Annotated in this window: 16 protein-coding genes; 12 read left to right on the top strand and 4 right to left on the bottom strand. The window is 62.6% G+C overall.

The annotated features are described in order from the left end of the window. Window positions 1–2: 2 nt before the first annotated feature. The 11 genes from NCR98_RS09640 (at window position 3) to nagZ (ending at window position 11,210) form a co-directional block, all read left to right on the top strand. A complete protein-coding gene (locus NCR98_RS09640) occupies window positions 3–1,046 on the top strand; it encodes a MucB/RseB C-terminal domain-containing protein (protein ID WP_250526064.1) in 1,044 nt (347 codons plus the stop codon). Between the two features lie 18 nt (window positions 1,047–1,064). Further along, a complete protein-coding gene (locus NCR98_RS09635) occupies window positions 1,065–2,624 on the top strand; it encodes a DegQ family serine endoprotease (RefSeq protein WP_250526063.1) in 1,560 nt (519 codons plus the stop codon). Window positions 2,625–2,629: 5 nt separating this feature from the next. Continuing rightward, entirely contained in the window at window positions 2,630–2,884 is a 255-nt protein-coding gene (locus NCR98_RS09630; protein ID WP_250465262.1) for a glutaredoxin family protein, read from the top strand. 116 nt (window positions 2,885–3,000) lie between these two features. Next, entirely contained in the window at window positions 3,001–4,791 is a 1,791-nt protein-coding gene (lepA, locus tag NCR98_RS09625; protein WP_244825804.1) for a translation elongation factor 4, read from the top strand. Between the two features lie 63 nt (window positions 4,792–4,854). Next, complete coding sequence (gene lepB / locus NCR98_RS09620; RefSeq protein WP_250526062.1) at window positions 4,855–5,748, top strand: signal peptidase I; 894 nt, start codon at window positions 4,855–4,857, stop codon at window positions 5,746–5,748. A gap of 141 nt (window positions 5,749–5,889) precedes the next feature. Next, complete coding sequence (gene rnc, locus NCR98_RS09615; protein ID WP_250465261.1) at window positions 5,890–7,008, top strand: ribonuclease III; 1,119 nt, start codon at window positions 5,890–5,892, stop codon at window positions 7,006–7,008. Between the two features lie 48 nt (window positions 7,009–7,056). After that, window positions 7,057–7,956 (top strand): GTPase Era, encoded by a 900-nt coding sequence (era, locus tag NCR98_RS09610; protein WP_244825801.1) that lies wholly within the window; start codon window positions 7,057–7,059, stop codon window positions 7,954–7,956. 17 nt (window positions 7,957–7,973) lie between these two features. Continuing rightward, window positions 7,974–8,930 carry a DNA repair protein RecO gene (recO, locus tag NCR98_RS09605; protein ID WP_250526061.1) on the top strand — a complete coding sequence of 319 codons (957 nt, stop codon included), beginning with the start codon at window positions 7,974–7,976 and terminating at the stop codon, window positions 8,928–8,930. Next, entirely contained in the window at window positions 8,927–9,700 is a 774-nt protein-coding gene (pdxJ, locus tag NCR98_RS09600) for a pyridoxine 5'-phosphate synthase (protein ID WP_244825796.1), read from the top strand. The genes recO and pdxJ overlap by 4 nt, the downstream gene beginning before the upstream one ends. A gap of 7 nt (window positions 9,701–9,707) precedes the next feature. Beyond that, a complete protein-coding gene (acpS, locus tag NCR98_RS09595; RefSeq protein ID WP_250465258.1) occupies window positions 9,708–10,109 on the top strand; it encodes a holo-ACP synthase in 402 nt (133 codons plus the stop codon). Window positions 10,110–10,181: 72 nt separating this feature from the next. Then, window positions 10,182–11,210, top strand: a complete 1,029-nt coding sequence (gene nagZ, locus NCR98_RS09590; protein WP_250526060.1) for a beta-N-acetylhexosaminidase — start codon at window positions 10,182–10,184, stop codon at window positions 11,208–11,210. A gap of 115 nt (window positions 11,211–11,325) precedes the next feature. Here nagZ and NCR98_RS09585 read toward each other — a convergent pair whose 3' ends face one another. From NCR98_RS09585 to earP, 4 genes are all read right to left on the bottom strand, one after another. Beyond that, window positions 11,326–12,711, bottom strand: coding sequence for a sigma-54-dependent transcriptional regulator (locus tag NCR98_RS09585; RefSeq protein WP_244825790.1), 1,386 nt, complete (start codon window positions 12,709–12,711; stop codon window positions 11,326–11,328). A 189-nt stretch (window positions 12,712–12,900) separates the two neighbouring features. Then, window positions 12,901–13,245 carry a BON domain-containing protein gene (locus NCR98_RS09580; RefSeq protein ID WP_250465256.1) on the bottom strand — a complete coding sequence of 115 codons (345 nt, stop codon included), beginning with the start codon at window positions 13,243–13,245 and terminating at the stop codon, window positions 12,901–12,903. 263 nt (window positions 13,246–13,508) lie between these two features. Continuing rightward, entirely contained in the window at window positions 13,509–14,066 is a 558-nt protein-coding gene (gene efp / locus NCR98_RS09575; protein WP_086966248.1) for an elongation factor P, read from the bottom strand. A 314-nt stretch (window positions 14,067–14,380) separates the two neighbouring features. Next, the gene (gene earP / locus NCR98_RS09570) at window positions 14,381–15,562 is read right to left on the bottom strand and encodes an elongation factor P maturation arginine rhamnosyltransferase EarP (RefSeq protein ID WP_250526059.1); all 1,182 of its coding nucleotides are present in this window, start codon (window positions 15,560–15,562) and stop codon (window positions 14,381–14,383) included. 134 nt (window positions 15,563–15,696) lie between these two features. Here earP and uvrC point away from each other — a divergent pair, with 134 nt between their 5' ends. After that, window positions 15,697–17,952, top strand: a complete 2,256-nt coding sequence (gene uvrC, locus NCR98_RS09565; protein WP_250526058.1) for an excinuclease ABC subunit UvrC — start codon at window positions 15,697–15,699, stop codon at window positions 17,950–17,952. The last annotated feature ends 51 nt before the right edge of the window (window positions 17,953–18,003 follow it).

The following is an 18,003-nucleotide window of genomic DNA, read 5'->3' as shown; positions in this document are numbered from 1 at the left end:
TGATGGCGAGTGTGCGGTTGAATAAAACTAGATATTGGGGGCGGCTGCCGGCGTTGATGCTTTGCGCAGCCGCGTTGTTCGCGGCGGCATCGAGCAGTTTCGCTCAGGGGGACAACCCCGCCGCCCAGCGCAAGACAGCCGCCACTCTGCTCAACCGCATTCACGAAGCGGCCCAGCAGCAGAATTACGAGGGTACTTTCGTTTATCAGCGCGGTGCGACGGTGCAGTCCTCGCGCATCACGCATGTCGCCACGCGCGGCGACGGCGAATACGAATCGCTCGAAAGTCTCGACGGCGCCCCGCGCCGCATGCTTCGTCACGACGACGACATGTACACGTTCGTCCCGGAGCGCCATCTGCTCGTGGTCGAACATCGGCAGAGCAAGGATTCTTTTCCCGCTTTGTTATCGACGAGCGGCGATCAGGTTCTGTCCGTCTACGAACCGAAGCTCTTGGGCACCGACCGTGTGGCGGGGCTCGAAAGCCAAGTGCTCGAGCTCGATCCAAAAGATTCTTACCGGTTCGCGTACAAGCTTTGGGCAGATGCCAAGACTGGCTTGCTATTGCGCGCCCAGACGCTCGATCCGGACGGCCAGGTGCTGGAACAGCTTTCGTTCTCTCAGGTGCGTATAGGCGGGGCGATCGACAAGGCGTCGATTGCAAACGGCATGCGCAGCACGGCGGGCTGGACCACGGTGCGGCCTCCCGTGCAGCCGGTGGATATCGAAGCGCAAGGCTGGCAACTCACGCCGAATATCGCGGGCTTTCGCAAGATTCGCGAGTTGCGCCGTCCGATGGCGTCGAGCCAGCAAGGCCAGCCGGCCATCCCGGTCGATCAGGCCGTGTTCTCCGACGGCCTCGCCGCCATCTCGGTTTTTATCGAACCGGTGGAGAAAAGCGCGCGCAAGGAAGGCGCCGGTAATAGCGGCGCGACTCATGTACTCGTCAAGCGCCGCGGCGATTTCTGGATTACCTTGCTGGGTGAGGTGCCGCAATCCACGTTGCAGCAATTTGCTTCTGCCATAGAATACAAGCCTTCCAAGTAATCCCTCGGCCTTAGACATATGAGCAACTACTCGCTGCGCAAGTTCTTCGCGGCCGCGGCGCTCGCCGTGTGCCTGCCGTTCCTCTCGCAGACAGCAGCGGCAGTGCCAACGGTGAATCTGCCCGACTTCACCACGCTGGTCGACAAGGTGGGGCCTTCGGTCGTCAATATCCGCACGACGTCGCGTGTCGGGTCGAGCAGCGACCTGCGCGGTTTGCCGCCTGGCCTCGATGAAGGCGACATGTCCGAATTCTTCCGGCGCTTTTTCGGTATTCCGATGCCCGGTCAGCCCGGCTCGCCGCGCGGAAACGGCGGCGGCGGCGGCCAGGGTGGCGGCGGCGGACAAGGCGGGGGCGGCAGCGGCGGCGATCAGGGCAAGGGCGGCAGCCGCACGCCCGACGACAGCCAGGACAACTCGGAACAAAGCAGCGGCGTAGGCTCGGGCTTCATCCTGTCCACGGACGGCTATGTGATGACCAATGCCCACGTCGTGGACGACGCGGACACCATCTACGTCACGCTCACCGACAAGCGCGAGTTCAAGGCGCGTCTCGTGGGCGTGGACGAGCGCACGGATGTGGCCGTCGTGAAGATCAGCGCGGCGAATCTGCCGGCGATCACCATCGGCGACTCGAACAAGGTGCGCGTAGGCGAATGGGTACTCGCCATCGGCTCGCCGTTCGGCCTCGACAACACGGTGACGGCGGGCATCGTCAGCGCGAAGGGCCGCGACACCGGCGACTATCTGCCGTTCATCCAGACCGATGTGGCGGTCAATCCGGGCAACTCGGGCGGTCCGCTCATCAACATGGCGGGCGAGGTGATCGGCATCAATTCGCAGATCTACAGCCGCACCGGCGGCTTCATGGGCATCTCGTTCGCCATTCCGATCGACGAAGCCATCCGCGTCGCGGACCAGTTGAAGACGACGGGCAAGGTCACGCGCGGACGTATCGCGGTGGCGATCGGCGAAGTGACGAAGGACGTCGCCGACTCGCTCGGTCTGCCGAAAGCGCAGGGTGCGCTCGTGTCGAGCGTGGAATCGGGCGGTCCCGCCGACAAGGCGGGCGTGCAGCCGGGCGACATCATTCTCAAGTTCAATGGCGTGAACGTGGAGACGGCCACCGACTTGCCGCGCATGGTCGGCGACACGAAGCCGGGCGCCAAGGCCACCATCACGGTCTGGCGCAAGGGCCAGTCGCGCGATCTGCCTATTACGATTGCCGAGATGCAGCCGGACAAGGTCGCGAAGACCGAGCAGAAGAAGCCGACGCAGCCGAAGGAACGCGCCAGCAATTCCCTCGGGCTCGCGGTCAGCGACCTCACGGCTGATCAGAAGAAGTCGCTCAAGCTGACGAACGGCGTGCAGGTCGATGCAGTGGAAGGTCCGGCCGCGCGCGCGGGCTTTCAGAAGGGCGACATCATCCTGCGCGTCGGCGATACCGACATCACGAGCTCCAAGCAGTTCGAGGCCGTGGCGCAAAATCTCGACGCCAGCAAGATGATCGCGGTGCTCGTGCGGCGCGGCGACAACACACAGTTCGTGCCGTTGCGCCCGCGCGTGCCGGCGCAAAAGTAATCGACATGAGCCAGTCACCGGGCGCGCCATTTATCCTGTATGGTCGCGCCTGGTGTCATCTCTGCGAGGACATGCGCGCCGAGCTCGAACCCATCGCAGAGCAGTTTGGCCGAGCAATTCTTTGGATCGATATCGACGAAGATCCGGCGCTCGAAGCGCGTTACGACGAGCGCGTGCCGGTGCTGATGCTGGCAGGCGTCGAACTATGCCAGTATCGGCTCGACGCAAACGCGGTCAGGGCGGCGCTCGATCAGGGCTAAAGGCGAAAAGCGCCGGCCCATCCCTATTTCGGCTAAAATGCTGAAGTTTTCCCCAAATTTTCAAGGCGTGCTCCGCGTTATTCGAGGGCGCGCCTTTTTCGCTTGATCGGCACTGAATGAATCATATTCGTAACTTTTCGATCATTGCGCACATCGATCACGGCAAGTCCACGCTCGCGGACCGCATCATCCAGTTGTGCGGCGGTCTGTCCGACCGGGAGATGGAAGCGCAGGTGCTCGATTCAATGGACCTGGAACGCGAGCGTGGCATTACCATCAAGGCGCAGACGGCCGCGCTGACCTACAAGGCGCGCGACGGTAAGGTCTACAACCTCAATCTGATCGATACCCCCGGACACGTCGACTTCTCCTATGAAGTCAGCCGCTCGCTTTCCGCATGCGAAGGCGCGCTCCTCGTCGTCGATGCCAGCCAGGGCGTCGAGGCGCAGACAGTCGCGAACTGCTACACCGCCATCGAGCTCGGCGTCGAAGTCGTGCCGGTGCTGAACAAGATCGACTTGCCGGCCGCCAACCCCGAGAACGCAATCACCGAGATCGAAGACGTGATCGGTATCGACGCGACGGACGCCGTGCATTGCAGCGCGAAGACCGGTCTGGGCGTGGAAGACGTGCTCGAATCGCTCATTCTCAAAGTGCCGCCGCCGAAGGGCGACACGGAAGCACCGTTGCAGGCGCTCATCATCGACTCGTGGTTCGACAATTACGTCGGCGTGGTCATGCTGGTGCGTATCGTCAACGGCACGCTGCGTCCGCGAGACAAGATCAAGATGATGGCGACCGGCGCGCAGTATCCGGTCGAGCATCTCGGCGTGTTCGCGCCGAAGTCGACCAACCTCTCGCAGTTGTCGGCGGGGCAGGTGGGCTTCGTCATCGCGGGCATCAAGGAACTGACGGCGGCAAAAGTGGGCGATACCGTCACGCTCACGAACCGTCCCGCCGCCGAGCCGCTGCCGGGCTTCAAGGAAGTGAAGCCGCAGGTGTTCGCGGGTCTCTATCCGGTCGAAGCGAACCAGTACGACGCGCTGCGCGAATCGCTCGAAAAGTTGAAGCTGAACGACGCGTCGTTGCAGTACGAGCCGGAAGTCTCGCAAGCGCTGGGCTTCGGTTTTCGTTGCGGCTTTCTCGGCCTTCTGCACATGGAAATCGTGCAGGAGCGGCTCGAGCGCGAATTCGACATGGACCTCATCACCACCGCGCCCACGGTGATCTATCAGGTCCTGCAACGCGACGGCACCACCATCTCGGTCGAGAATCCGGCGAAGATGCCTGAGCCGCCGAAGATCGAGGAAGTGCGCGAGCCTATCGTCACCGTGAACCTCTATATGCCGCAGGAATATGTCGGCTCGGTCATCACGCTCTGTACGAACAAGCGCGGCCAGCAAACCAACATGCAGTATCACGGCCGGCAGGTGCAGCTCACCTATGAAATTCCCATGGCCGAAATCGTGCTCGACTTTTTCGACCGGCTGAAGTCCACTTCGCGCGGCTATGCGTCGATGGATTACGAGTTCAAGGAATATCGCGCGGCGGATGTCGTGAAGGTCGACATGCTCATCAACGGCGACAAGGTCGATGCGCTCTCGGTCATCGTGCATCGTTCGCAAAGCCAGCATCGCGGGCGCGAAGTGGCGTCAAAGATGCGCGAACTCATCCCGCGCCAGATGTACGACGTGGCAATTCAAGCGACCATCGGCTCGAATATCATCGCGCGCGAGAACATCAAGGCCTTGCGCAAGAACGTGCTCGCCAAGTGTTACGGCGGCGACATTTCACGTAAGAAGAAGCTGCTTGAAAAGCAGAAGGCGGGCAAGAAGCGCATGAAGCAGGTCGGCTCGGTCGAGATCCCGCAGGAGGCTTTCCTCGCGATCCTGCGTGTGGACGACTAAGTCCCGCCTAGTGCGCTTGAACGCCAATAACAAGAACTGAAGATAACAACCGGAAGCGATTGAATGAATTTCGCACTGATTCTCCTGATTCTCGTCGTGTTGACGGGCATTGCATGGGTGCTGGACAAGCTGGTGTTCCAGCCGCAGCGCCGCCGTTCGGCGGATGCCGCGGTCGCCGAGTTCGACCGTCAACAGGAACGCGTGGGCGAGCGTTTCGCCGATGAAAATGCCGCGCAGACGCGCGCCCGTCTGCATGACGACAAGCTGCGTCAGCCGTGGTGGCTCGAATACACGGCGAGCTTTTTCCCCGTGATCCTCGCGGTGTTCGTGGTGCGCTCGTTCGTCGTCGAGCCGTTCAAGATTCCGTCGGGCTCCATGGTGCCAACCTTGCTCGTCGGCGACTTCATCCTCGTGAACAAGTACGAATACGGCCTGCGTCTGCCGATCAGCAATACCAAGCTGACCAGCGGCAAGCCGCTGTCGCGCGGCGATGTGGTCGTGTTCCGCTATCCGAAGGACGAGTCGGTCGACTACATCAAGCGCGTGATCGGCCTGCCGGGCGACACCATCGCGTATGAAAACAAGAAGCTCACGATCAACGGCAAACCGGTGCCCGAAACGCCGCTGCCCGATTACTTCGACGAAGAGCGGGTTGGTTACGCGAAGCAGTTCGTCGAAGACCTCGACGGCCGCAAGAACGCCATCCTGAACAATCCGCAAGTGCCGCCGTTCGTCATGGGCGCAGACGACTACCCGTTTCGCGACAACTGCAACTACAACGCGCAAGGCGTGACGTGCAAGGTGCCGCCGGGCCATTACTTCATGATGGGCGACAACCGCGACAACAGTGCCGACAGCCGCTACTGGGGCTTCGTGCCGGACGCGAATATCGTCGGTCGCGCGTTTTTCATCTGGATGAACTTCAGCAATCTGAAGCGTATCGGTTCGTTCGATTGATCGGGCGCGAGTTCGCGCGTAACGCGCCCCGACAATGCTTCGAAACGGCGTGAAGAAGCGCGGCTAACACCGTCTCGCCACGTGTTTTCCTGGCCCGCCGGGCGGAATCGACCGTCCGCGCGGGCGCGTTATACTCTGTCCATGCCCTCTTCTCCGTTGGAAAGCCGGTTGCGGTACGAATTTCGCAATGCGGAATTGCTGCGCCAGGCGATGACACACCGTAGTCACAGCGCCACGCACAATGAACGGCTCGAATTTCTCGGCGATTCCGTTCTAAATTGCGTGGTGGCCGCGCTTTTGTTCCAGCGATTCGGCAAGCTCGACGAAGGCGATCTTTCGCGCGTGCGAGCGAATCTTGTCAAACAGCAGTCGTTGTATGAAATCGCGCAGGCGCTGAACGTGTCCGAATGTCTTCGTCTCGGCGAAGGCGAATTGCGCAGCGGCGGTTTTCGCCGGCCGTCGATTCTCGCGGATACGCTCGAAGCCATCTTCGGGGCGATCTTCCTCGACGGCGGTTTCGACGCCGCGTACACCGTCATCAAGCGGCTTTATACGGCGGTGCTGGATCACATCGATCCGCGCACCATCGGCAAGGACGCAAAAACGCTGCTGCAGGAATATCTTCAGGGCCACAAGATCGCGCTGCCGACTTACACCGTCGTCGCCACGCACGGCGCGGCCCACAATCAGCAATTCGAAGTGGAATGCTCGGTGCCGAAACTGGACGTGAAAGTGTCCGGTTCGGGCGCGAGCCGTCGTGCGGCGGAGCAGGCTGCGGCGAAGAAAGCGCTCGACGACGTCATGGCCGCCGCTCCGACGCTCGCCGTCAAGCCTAAACGCAAGGGCGCGCGGGCCGCGAAGCTGGCGGAAGCCGAAGTCGTTCCGGGCGTGACAGGCGTGCAGGCTGCGCTCGATCTGCGCTCGCCGGACCGGCGCGAGCGGGATCGCGACCGAGTACATCACGGCTCGCATGCACACGCTGAAGACAAGCCGTCCACCGCGCCACTCGCCGTGATCCGCGCAACGCATGTCGAGCCATCGGCGGCGTCGTTCGCGGCGTCGGACAAGCCGGAGCGCGTGGTGATCCATCGGCCGGAACGTTCGAGCAAGAGCGAAGCGCCGCCGGTTGCCGAGGGCAGTCACGCGGTCACGAGCGAGGCAGATTCGCCCGCGGACAAAAGCAGCAACGAAAGCCGTAGCAGCGCGAGTCCGGAAGCGCCCGCGCCCCGCGTCGTGCGCGCCGCCGACGCCGGTCATTAAAGCGCATCACCAGGCGCCACGCGCATCTGCGCATAACGAACACATCCTATGAACGCTCCCACATCTTCCGGTTTCCGCTGCGGCATGGTCGCAATCGTCGGCCGCCCCAACGTCGGCAAGTCCACGCTGATGAACGCGCTCGTCGGCCAGAAGGTGAGCATCACCTCGCGCAAGGCGCAGACGACGCGGCACCGAATCACCGGCATTCACACGCTCGACGACGCGCAGTATATTTTCGTCGATACCCCCGGCTTCCAGACGCGCCATAGCGGCGCGCTTAACCGCTCGCTGAATCGCGCGGTGACGTCCACGCTTTCCTCGGTCGATGCCATTCTCTTCGTGATCGAGGCAGGCCGCTTCGGCCCGGACGACCAGCGCGTGCTTGACCTGATTCCGACCGGCACGCCCACCATTCTGATTGCGAACAAGCTCGACCGCGTGGGCGACAAGGCGTCGTTGTTCCCGTTCATGCAGCAGATGTCCGCGTTGCGCGACTTCCGCGAGATCGTGCCGTTGTCGGCGAAGAATACCGACGACATCACGCGACTCATGGCGGTCATCAAGCCGTATCTGCCTGAAGGCGAGCCTATCTACGGCGAAGACGATCTAACGGATCGCAGCGAGCGGTTTCTTGCGGCCGAAATTCTGCGCGAGAAAGTGTTCCGCTGGACCGGCGACGAGTTGCCCTACACGAGCACGGTGCTGATCGACAAGTTCGAGACGGAAGGGCGCCTGCGCCGTATCTTCGCGACCATTCTCGTCGATCGCGACGGCCACAAGGCAATGATCATCGGCCAGAAGGGCGCGAAGCTCAAAACGATCAGCACCGAGGCGCGGCTTGACATGGAAAAGCTCTTCGACGGACCCGTGTATCTGGAAACCTTCGTCAAGGTCAAGAGCGGCTGGGCCGACAACGAAGCGGGCCTGCGCGCTTACGGCTACGAATGACCTTTTGCGAATGATCCATGGACGACGGCACGAACGACGCCCGGATATCCGCGCCCGCCGATGATCCCGCCAGGGACGAGTTCGAGGCGAGCGAGCGTCCCGCGCGCGCCAGCCAATCCGAAGCAAGCAGCCGTCCGGCAAGCGAGGATGATTTCGACGCAACCGAACGCCCGACGCGCGCCGCGCCCAAACGCAAACGCGCGCCCACTTCTTCTTCGTCTAACTCCTCGCACGACAAGCCGTCGCCGCGTCCGCGTTCCGACTTTCGCGTCAGCGAGCAGCCGGGCTTCGTGCTGCATAGCTATCCGTATCGCGAAACCAGTCTCATCATCGATGTCTTCTCGCGCGATCATGGCCGTATCGCGCTGGTCGCGAAGGGCGCAAAGCGTCCGCATTCCGCGCTGCGCGGTGTGCTGCAAACCTTCCAGCCGCTTGGTCTTTCATGGACGGGCAAGGGCGAAGTCCGCACGCTGACCACGGCGGAATGGGTCGGCGGCATGCTGCCCCTGACCGGCGACGCGCTTCTCTGCGGCTTCTACGTCAACGAGTTGCTGGTCAGATTTTGCGCGCGTGAAGACGCGCATCCGGCGCTTTTCAATCATTACGTGCTCACGCTTTCGCGCCTCGCGCACGACGAACCCGCCGTGCAGGTGCTGCGTTCCTTCGAGCGCGTCTTGCTCAAGGAAACCGGCTACGCCATGGCGCTCACGCGCACCGTGACGCGTCAGAGCGTCGTGCCCGAAGGCCGCTATATGTTCGATCCCGAGCGTGGCGTACGCGAAGCCTCCGACGACTTGCCCGCGCAATGGCCGGTCATCTTCGGTCAGACACTCATCGACATGGAGCGCGACGATTACACCAGCGCGCAAACCGCCGCGCAAAGCAAGACGCTGATGCGCTTTTTGCTCAACGTCTATCTGGGCGGCACGCCGCTCGCCACTCGTCAGATCCTGTTAGACCTGCAAAATCTATGAGCTTCTTTCTCTCATCGCCTGCCAGTGTGATCGACCTCGGCGTGAACATCGATCACGTGGCCACGCTGCGCCAGGCGCGCGGCACGACCTATCCCGATCCTATCCGCGCCGCGCTCGCCGCCGAAGAAGCGGGCGCGGACGGCATTACGCTGCATCTGCGCGAAGATCGCCGTCATATCGTCGATGCCGACGTGCGCACGCTTCGACCGCTGCTCGGCACGCGCATGAATCTCGAATGCGCCGTGACGCGCGAGATGCTCGACATCGCGTGCGAGATCAAGCCGCAAGACGTTTGCCTCGTGCCAGAAAAGCGCTCGGAACTGACGACCGAAGGCGGTCTCGATGTCGCCGGCCAGTTCGAAGCCGTGAAGGCCGCGTGCAGGCAGTTGGCCGATGCGGGCATCCGCGTATCGCTATTCATCGATCCTGACGAGACACAGATTCGCGCGGCCAAGGAAGCGCTCGCGCCAGTCATCGAACTGCATACGGGCAGCTATGCCGAAGCGCACGATGAAGCCGCACAGCGCCGCGAATTCGAGCGCGTCGCGACGAGCGTCGATTTCGGCAACTCGCTCGGGCTCAAGGTGAACGCGGGCCACGGACTGCATTACACCAACGTCCAGCCAATCGCCGCGCTCGATGGCATCGTCGAATTGAACATTGGCCACGCGATCGTCGCGCACGCGATCTTCGCGGGCTGGGACAACGCGGTGCGCGAGATGAAAGCGATCATGGTCGCATCGCGCCTCGCCGCGCAGACGAAGCGCTGAGCACATCATGGCGATCTACGGAATCGGCACGGACATCGTGCAGGTGAGCCGCGTGGCGGCGGTGATGGAGCGCACCAAGGGGCGCTTCGCCGAAAAAGTGCTCGGACCGGACGAGTTGCGCATCTATCATGCGCGGCGCGCGCGGTCCGAAGTGCGCGGCCTCGCGTTTCTCGCGACGCGCTTTTCCGCCAAGGAAGCATTCTCGAAGGCGATCGGCCTCGGCATGCGCTGGCCGATGACCTGGCGCGCGCTTCAGACGCTCAACGAGGCGAGCGGCAAGCCGGTCGTCAAGGCATCGGGCGAACTGGCCACATGGCTTGCCGAGCGCAATATCACGGCGCAGGTGACGGTCAGCGACGAGCGCGATTACGCGGTGTCGTTCGTCATCGCCGAAACGCCGGATGCGTGATAGCGCGGCGACATGCGCGCTTCAGGGCAGGGCATCACTCCAACAACGACGGTAACGATCCAATTGAATTCGATGAAACGCACTCCCGGCCCAGTCATGCTCGATGTCGAGGGCACGACGCTCAACGACGCGGATATCGAGCGCATCTCGAATCCGATGACGGGCGGCATCATTCTCTTCGCGCGGCACTTCAAGGATCGCGCGCAACTCGTCGCATTGACCGATGCGATTCGCGCGGTACGCGAAGACATTCTTATCGCAGTCGATCACGAAGGCGGACGCGTGCAGCGCTTTCGCACCGATGGCTTCACGGTGCTGCCCGCGCCTGGAAAGCTCGGCGCGCTGTGGGACAAGGACGTGCTCGCGGCCACCAAGGTGGCGACGGCGTTCGGTTACGTGCTCGCTTCGGAATTGCGCGCGTGCGGCATCGACATGAGTTTTACGCCGGTGCTCGACCTGAACTACGGTCAGTCGCAGGTCATTGGCGACCGTGCGTTGCATGGCGATCCGCGTGTGGTGACGCTGCTTGCCAAGAGCCTGAATCATGGGCTCGCGCTTGCCGGCATGGCCAATTGCGGCAAGCACTTTCCGGGACACGGGTTCGCCTCGGCGGATTCTCACGTCGCGTTGCCCACGGACGATCGCTCGCTCGAAGAGATCCTTGCCGCCGATATCCGTCCTTACGACTGGCTCGGCTTGTCGCTGGCGTCTGTCATTCCGGCGCACGTGATCTACACGCAAGTCGACGACAAACCCGCGGGCTTCTCGCGTATCTGGCTGCAGGACATTTTGCGCGGCAAGCTGGGCTTCAATGGCGCGATCTTCAGCGACGATCTTTCGATGGAAGCCGCGCGCGCCGGCGGCACGCTCACCGAAGCGGCGAGCGCCGCGCTCACCGCGGGCTGCGACATGGTGCTCATCTGCAATCAGCCAAAAGAGGCGGGCAAGGTGCTGAACCAGTTGCGCTATACGCCTACGAAGGCATCCGAGCAGCGTCTCAAGCAGATGCGTCCGCGTGGCAAGGCGCCGCGCTGGAGCAAGTTGCAGGGGCAGGCGGAATATCTGGCGGCTCGGGAGTTGGTGAAGAGCGCGTTGGGTTGAGGTGATCGGCAAAAGCAAGATGAACGTCCGCCACGGCGGAGCGCCAAGCAAAAGGCCACGGCACATACCGTGGCCTTTTGCTTGTGTGATTGGAGCGGCCCGGCGGCGCCGACCATTAGGACGATTCCAGTTTCATCCTTTGCAACTTGTTGTAAAGCGTCTTCGGGCTGATGCCAAGCAGCGTCGCTGCCCGATGCCGCGTGCCACCAACCGCTTCGAGCGTCGCGCGAATCAGCATATCTTCGACATCGGCGAGCGCGGTGCCAACCGTGACCTGCACGCTGCTGCCGTTCAGACCGCGACCGCTGCCGCCTTGTTCATCGGCGCGCAAGGTTTCGATCGTTTCGCCCGACGCGTGATATGCCCGGCGCACGCGTTCGCGCAACTCGCGCACGTTGCCCGGCCATTCGTTCGCGATACATTCCCGCAGGAACGCAGGGCTGATGCGTTTAGGCGACCCGCTCGTGATGCCCGCGATATGGTTCTCGCGATTCAGCTCATCGACGAATTGCTCGGCGACCAGCGCGATGTCGTCGTCGCGTTCGCGCAGCGGCGGCAGATTGATCGACGAACCCGCAAGACGCTGGAACAGATCTTCGCGCAACGCGCCGTTTGCAACGGCATCGCGGATCGGCGTGCGCGACGCCGCGATCAAGCGGAAGTCCGTCATGATGCGGTTGCTGCCGCCCACGCGCATGAAGGTCTGCGAGTCGAGCGCGCGTAACAGCGCCTCTTGTTGGGCGGCGGGAAGGGAATCGATCTGATCGAGGAACAGCGTGCCGCCGCCCGATTGCTCGAGCAGCCCCGGCTCGCGATTCTCCGCGCCCGCGAACGCGTTGCGCTCGTGGCCGAACAGCACGCTTTCCATCGAACGATGCGCGCCATCGCGCGCCGCCGAGCAATCGAACGTGACGAACGGCCCCTTGCGACGGCGGCTCAGTTCGTGAATCGTGCGCGCCGCGATTTTCTTGCCCGTGCCCGCTTCGCCGCAAATCAGCACGGCGGCTTCGGTTGGCGCGGTATGTTCGATGAGATCGTAGACATGCTGCATGGCCGCGCTGCGCCCGAGCATCTCGCCGAAGTGGCCGAGTTCGCGCAGTGTCGAACGCAGGGCCTGCACTTCCTCGGTCAGCTCGTATGGACGCGGAATGCGCGCGAGAAGGCTGCGCAAGCGTGGAATGTTGACCGGCTTGAGCAGATAGTCCCAGATGCCGTGGCGCAGGCCTTCGATCGCGCTTTCGACGGTTGCGTTGCCGGTCATCACTATCACGGGCAGCGCGCCGTCGGGCGCATGAGAAGGCAGGCTCGGCAGCAGGTCGAGACCGCTTCCGTCCGGCAGATTCAAGTCGATGAGCACGACATCGGGAATGGAACGCGACAAGGCAGCGCGCGCTTCTGCAAGCGTCGTCGCGGTGTCGACGGTGAAGTCGTCGGCCGTCAGGATCGCGGACAGGCCGGACAAGCTATTGGGATCGTCTTCGACAATCAGTGCGTGTGGCATGGCGGACACAACGTATTAAATGGACTGTGATTCGCCGTCGCCGCAAGCATGGCCTTCGAAGCGATGCGAGGGCTCCGGCACGTCATGGGCGGGATATGCGCGCCCTTTTCCGGCGTGCTGCGTACAGGTCCCGCTGCGTTTGTTCGTCCTGCGCTTTCTTCTTGGTTCTCGTTATTGCGACTGTTGCGGCTATTGCGACTGTTGCGTCTTGACGCGCAGATCGTTATTGACGGATTGCACGCCCGACACGCTGCGGGTGATCGAGATTGCCTTCTGGATCTGATCCTCCGAATTGACATACCCGGACAACAGCACGACGCCGCGATACGTCGCCACGCTTACCACGAGCGATCTGAACCCCGGCTCCGCGATCAATGCGGCCTTCACGCGAGCCGTCACCGAAGCGTCGGATGCATAGTCGCCTGCCGCTTCGCGCGACGGTGTCGACTGGCAACCCGCCGTGAGTGCGAAAACGGGCAGCGCGAGCATCGCGGCGAGCAGCAGATGACTGCCGATGATGGGCTTTTTACGCATGTCGTTATTGTTAAGTCCGTATTAAGCGGACGGAGCAGAAAGCGTGCCACCACGTAAGTTTTGGACTACATCCTTACGAATCAAGCGCCGATGAGCCCTCTGCGGCCGGTCGCTAATCGCTTAATTAGGTCGCGACCGGTAAAGTTTGCCTGAATTTGTCAAAAACTTCACGCAAAAGAAAAAGCGCCCGCGAAGGGGCGCTTTCTTGTGCGGTGTAAAACGACGCTTAAAACGTCATTGCCGCGAGCAGTTCCGGGCGTGGCTTACGCGCGGCTGCGGTATTCGTTGGTGCGGGTGTCGATTTCGATCTTGTCGCCGATATTGCAGAAGAGCGGCACTTGCAGTTCGAATCCAGTGTTGAGCTTGGCGGTCTTGAGCACCTTGCCCGACGACGTGTCGCCCTTGACGGCCGGTTCCGTGTAGATGATTTCACGAACCAGCGTGGTCGGCAGTTCAACCGAGATGGCCTTCTCGTTGTAGAACACGACTTCGCAAGTCATGCCGTCTTCGAGATAGTTGAGCGCGTCGCCCATCATTTCGGCTTCGACTTCGAACTGGTTGTAGTCGGCGTCCATGAAAACGTACATGGGATCAGCGAAGTACGAGTACGTCACTTCCTTGCGATCCAGCACGACGACGTCGAACTTGTCGTCCGCCTTGTAGACGGTTTCCATGCCTGCGGCCGTCAGCAGGTTCTTGAACTTCATCTTGACGACCGCGGAGTTACGGCCCGATTTGTTGTACTCGGCGCGTTGAACGACCATGGCATCGCTGCCGATCATGACGACGTTGCCGACGCGGAGTTCTTGTGCGGTCTTCATAAAAACTAGTCCTGTACGAATGTTTGGCTTGAATTGCTGCGGAATGAATAAATCGGCAGCGGTGTCTTTGTGTTGCGTCGCGTGTTCGACCGTAAGGTCCGAACGCGGGCCACCGCGCGAGAATTCTGTGCTACGAGGTTCCGGCTTTTTTTCTGATCGGCGTTCAGGGCTTCGGTTTCCGAACCCAAGCGTAAGGCGTAGGGTGCGAAATCTTTTGGCTGAACAATGCCGTCCCTCGGATAACCGCTTATTTTAACTGAGTTTTTGCCGATTTGGCCACTGGATTGGAGGCAGCGCGACGCCTTCGGTAGACGTTATTTCGCCATCCGCTCAGTGGCGTGCGCGACGAGATTGCTGGCGAGATCGCCGACTTGAGCGAGTTCGGCGGCCCATTGCCGCGCGCGCGCCTCGAATTCGCGCCGATGCGCCCAGAAGTCCGCCCAGTCCACCGTGCCAACGCCGTTCCACGCATGCCAGAAGCTTTGCGCCGCGCCGCGCGCGTCGGCGCAAAGCTGCTGCATGTAATGGCCGAGCGCCGCGTCGAGTTTGGGCAGATGGGCGTCGTCGGATTGCGGATAGATGTGCCATACGAACGGCTTTTGCGCCCATTGCGCGCGCACGAACGAGTCTTCGCCGCGCACGAAGTTGATGTCGGCGGCCCATAAAAGCTCGTCGAAGCGCGGTTGTTCGACGAAGCCGAGCGCGTGTGCTTCGAGCGCGCCCGCCCGCGCCGATGCGCCCGCCGCAAAGCCCGTCAGTCCAAAAAAACGCGCAAGCGCGCCGGAGATGCGGCCCTCGGGCACGAGCAAGGTGACGGGCGCGTCGCCGTCGCGCCATTGAGCGAGGAGGGTATCGACGGCGGGATTTTCGTAGGCGAAGAGCGAGACGACCGTCCGATCGGGCGCGGGCTTTTCGATGCCCACGCGCTCGCGCCACCAGGCGGACGCGTCGAAACGCTGGCGCGCTTGGTCCAGATCGCGTTCCTTGATGACGCCGCCGGTTCCCGCGCCGAGTCCGGGAAAGAAGAAGCTCTTGTCGAGCGGATAGCGCGGATGAGGCGACGGCCGCATATGAAAGTCCGCGACCCAGTCTTCGCCGCTCAGGTATTCGAGGTTGATCCACACGGGTTTGCGCGCGCGACGCGCCATCGCGGCGATATACGCGTGCGGGATTTCGCAGGCGAATGCCTCGATCACGACATCGGCGATCTGAAGCGTATCGCCCGCGTGCGCCGGATCGCGCCAGTGTTCGACGACGACGCCCGCCGCCTCCTGCCGCGCGAGCGCGACATCGATTTCCGGGCACAGTGCGTGGAAAACCTTGAGATCATCGACCAGCAGCCGCACACGCCAGCCGTGCTCGCGGCGCAACTGGCGCGCGAGCCGCCAGCACACGCCGACGTCGCCGAAATTGTCGACGACCGCGCAGAAGATGTCGCAAGCGAGCTGGCTGTGGGGCTCGTGGCCGGCTTGCTGCCGATGATGTGTCGTTGACATGGGCGTCGAAGGCGGCCGGCGGGACGGCGGCGTAATGTTCTAAACTGGCGATTCTAAGATACCGGTCGCGCCCGGACGTAAAGCGTCCTCGCGCCGTGCCAATGCCTTCCTCGCGCTCCACGCTTACTCGCTGCATGACTGACAACGACGCTCCCGCACCGGATTTCGACCCGAAGAAAACGCTCAGGCAATTGCCGAATCTGCCGGGCGTCTACCGCTATTACGATGGCGACGGCAAGGTGCTCTACGTCGGCAAGGCGCGCAATCTGAAGAAGCGCGTGTCGAGCTACTTCACGAAGACGCTGCACTCGCCGCGCATCGCGATGATGGTGACGCGCATCCGCAAGATCGAGACGACCGTGACGCGCTCGGAAGCGGAAGCGTTGCTGCTCGAAAACAATCTGATCAAGGCGCTGGCGCCGCGCTACAACATTCTCTTTCGCGACGACAAGTCCTATCCGTTCCTCAAGCTGACCGGGCACAAGTTTCCGCGCATGGCGTACTACCGCGGCTCGGTTGACAAGAAGAACCAGTACTTCGGGCCGTTCCCGAGCGCTTGGGCCGTGCGCGAGAGTATCCAGATTCTGCAGCGCGTCTTCCAGCTGCGCACGTGCGAAGACTCGGTGTTCAGCAATCGCACGCGGCCGTGCCTGTTGCATCAGATCGGGCGCTGCACGGCACCGTGCACGGGACTCATCAACGAAGAGGACTACGCGCGCGATGTATCGAACGCGTCGCGTTTTTTGCTCGGCCGGCAGGGCGAAGTGATGAAGGAACTCGAGCAGAAGATGCACGCCTTCGCCGCCGATCTGCGCTTCGAGCAGGCGGCGGCCGTGCGCAATCAGATGAGTTCGCTGTCGACGGTGCTGCATCAGCAGGCGATCGAAGTCGGTGGCGAGAGCGACGTCGATATCCTCGCGGTCGTGGCGCTCGGCGGGAAGGTGTGCGTGAATCTGGCGATGGTGCGCGGCGGCCGGCATCTCGGCGACAAGGCGTATTTTCCGGCGCATGTCGAAAGCGCGATCGCGCTGGGCGATGAGGATGCGCTTGGGGATGACCTGGAAGAGCAGGCGCCGGACGCGGTCGGAGCGACGGAAGCATTGAGCGAATCGGGTGCCGCTCGTGCGAGTGTCGCGGTGCTTGCGGGTGTCGCCGGAGCGGACGATGCAATGGACGGCGGCGGTGCGCTCGAAGCCAACGACGCGCGCACAGCCGACAACATGACGCCCGCCGCCGATGCAACCCAGGCCAACGACGAAACGCAAGCCAACGACGCAATCGATGCCAACGAAGAGCTCGACTCGGAAGACGCCATCGAAGCCACCGCAACATCCCGCGAAGGCGCCCTCGAAGCCGAAGTGCTCGAAGCGTTCATGGCACAGCACTACATCGGCAATCGCATCCCGCCGGTGCTGGTCGTGAGCCACGCGCCCGCGAGCCGCGAGCTCATCGATCTGCTCAACGAACAGGCGGGACACAAAGTCACGCTACTGCGTCAGCCGCAAGGCCAGAAACGCGTGTGGCTCTCCATGGCCGAGCAAAACGCGAAGCTCGCGCTCGCGCGTCTGCTATCGGAACAAGGCTCGCAGCAAGCGCGCACGCGCTCGCTCGCCGAGACGCTCAGCCTCGACATGGAAGACCTGGCGCAACTGCGCATCGAGTGCTTCGACATCAGTCACACCATGGGCGAGGCGACGCAGGCATCGTGCGTGGTGTATCACCATCACAAGATGCAGTCGGGCGAGTATCGGCGCTACAACATCACCGGCATCACGCCCGGCGACGATTACGCCGCCATGCGTCAAGTGCTCACGCGCCGCTACGAGAAAATGGTCGCGCTTGCCGCCGCCAACGCCAGCGACGAAGCCGCGACGTTGCAAACCGAAGACGCCGCCGATCCCAACGTCACGCCGGATGCCGCATCGCCCGTATCCGCTGGCGGGACGCTGCCGAATATCGTGCTGATCGATGGCGGCAAGGGACAAGTCGAGATCGCGCGCCAGGTGTTTTCGGAGCTCGGGCTCGATCATGGCATGCTGGTGGGTGTCGCGAAGGGCGAAGGGCGCAAGGTCGGGCTCGAAACGCTGATCTTCGCCGATGGCCGTTCCGCGCTCGAACTCGGCAAGGAAAGCGCCGCGCTGATGCTCGTCGCGCAGATTCGCGACGAAGCGCATCGCTTCGCGATCACCGGCATGCGCGCCAAGCGCGCCAAGACGCGGCAAACGTCGCGCCTGGAAGAACTCGAAGGCGTCGGCGCGAAACGGCGTCAGCGGCTCTTGTCGCGTTTCGGCGGTTTGCGCGGCGTGCAGGCGGCGAGCGTGGAAGATCTGGCGAGCGTCGAAGGCATTTCGCTGGCACTCGCGCAGCAGATTTATCGACAGTTGCATTGAGCCGGACGCATGGCGCGGCGCGGCTCGCAATGGCCGCGCCGCGTGGCCCGC

The sequence above is a fragment of the Caballeronia sp. GAWG2-1 genome (assembly GCF_023631405.1).
GTDB lineage: Bacteria > Pseudomonadota > Gammaproteobacteria > Burkholderiales > Burkholderiaceae > Caballeronia.
Note: the sequence above shows the minus strand (reverse complement) of the source record. Positions and strands in the feature narration are given on the sequence as shown.

What these genes read in the sequence shown, in the direction of transcription:
- era (WP_244825801.1), top strand. Translation starts at nt 7,057, where the DNA reads ATGAACGCTCCCACATCTTCCGGTTTCCGCTGCGGCATGGTCGCAATC.
- NCR98_RS09580 (WP_250465256.1), bottom strand. Translation starts at nt 13,245, where the DNA reads ATGCGTAAAAAGCCCATCATCGGCAGTCATCTGCTGCTCGCCGCGATG.
- earP (WP_250526059.1), bottom strand. Translation starts at nt 15,562, where the DNA reads ATGTCAACGACACATCATCGGCAGCAAGCCGGCCACGAGCCCCACAGC.
- acpS (WP_250465258.1), top strand. Translation starts at nt 9,708, where the DNA reads ATGGCGATCTACGGAATCGGCACGGACATCGTGCAGGTGAGCCGCGTG.
- nagZ (WP_250526060.1), top strand. Translation starts at nt 10,182, where the DNA reads ATGAAACGCACTCCCGGCCCAGTCATGCTCGATGTCGAGGGCACGACG.
- lepB (WP_250526062.1), top strand. Translation starts at nt 4,855, where the DNA reads ATGAATTTCGCACTGATTCTCCTGATTCTCGTCGTGTTGACGGGCATT.
- rnc (WP_250465261.1), top strand. Translation starts at nt 5,890, where the DNA reads ATGCCCTCTTCTCCGTTGGAAAGCCGGTTGCGGTACGAATTTCGCAAT.
- pdxJ (WP_244825796.1), top strand. Translation starts at nt 8,927, where the DNA reads ATGAGCTTCTTTCTCTCATCGCCTGCCAGTGTGATCGACCTCGGCGTG.
- uvrC (WP_250526058.1), top strand. Translation starts at nt 15,697, where the DNA reads ATGACTGACAACGACGCTCCCGCACCGGATTTCGACCCGAAGAAAACG.
- NCR98_RS09635 (WP_250526063.1), top strand. Translation starts at nt 1,065, where the DNA reads ATGAGCAACTACTCGCTGCGCAAGTTCTTCGCGGCCGCGGCGCTCGCC.
- efp (WP_086966248.1), bottom strand. Translation starts at nt 14,066, where the DNA reads ATGAAGACCGCACAAGAACTCCGCGTCGGCAACGTCGTCATGATCGGC.
- lepA (WP_244825804.1), top strand. Translation starts at nt 3,001, where the DNA reads ATGAATCATATTCGTAACTTTTCGATCATTGCGCACATCGATCACGGC.
- recO (WP_250526061.1), top strand. Translation starts at nt 7,974, where the DNA reads ATGGACGACGGCACGAACGACGCCCGGATATCCGCGCCCGCCGATGAT.
- NCR98_RS09585 (WP_244825790.1), bottom strand. Translation starts at nt 12,711, where the DNA reads ATGCCACACGCACTGATTGTCGAAGACGATCCCAATAGCTTGTCCGGC.
- NCR98_RS09630 (WP_250465262.1), top strand. Translation starts at nt 2,630, where the DNA reads ATGAGCCAGTCACCGGGCGCGCCATTTATCCTGTATGGTCGCGCCTGG.
- NCR98_RS09640 (WP_250526064.1), top strand. Translation starts at nt 3, where the DNA reads ATGGCGAGTGTGCGGTTGAATAAAACTAGATATTGGGGGCGGCTGCCG.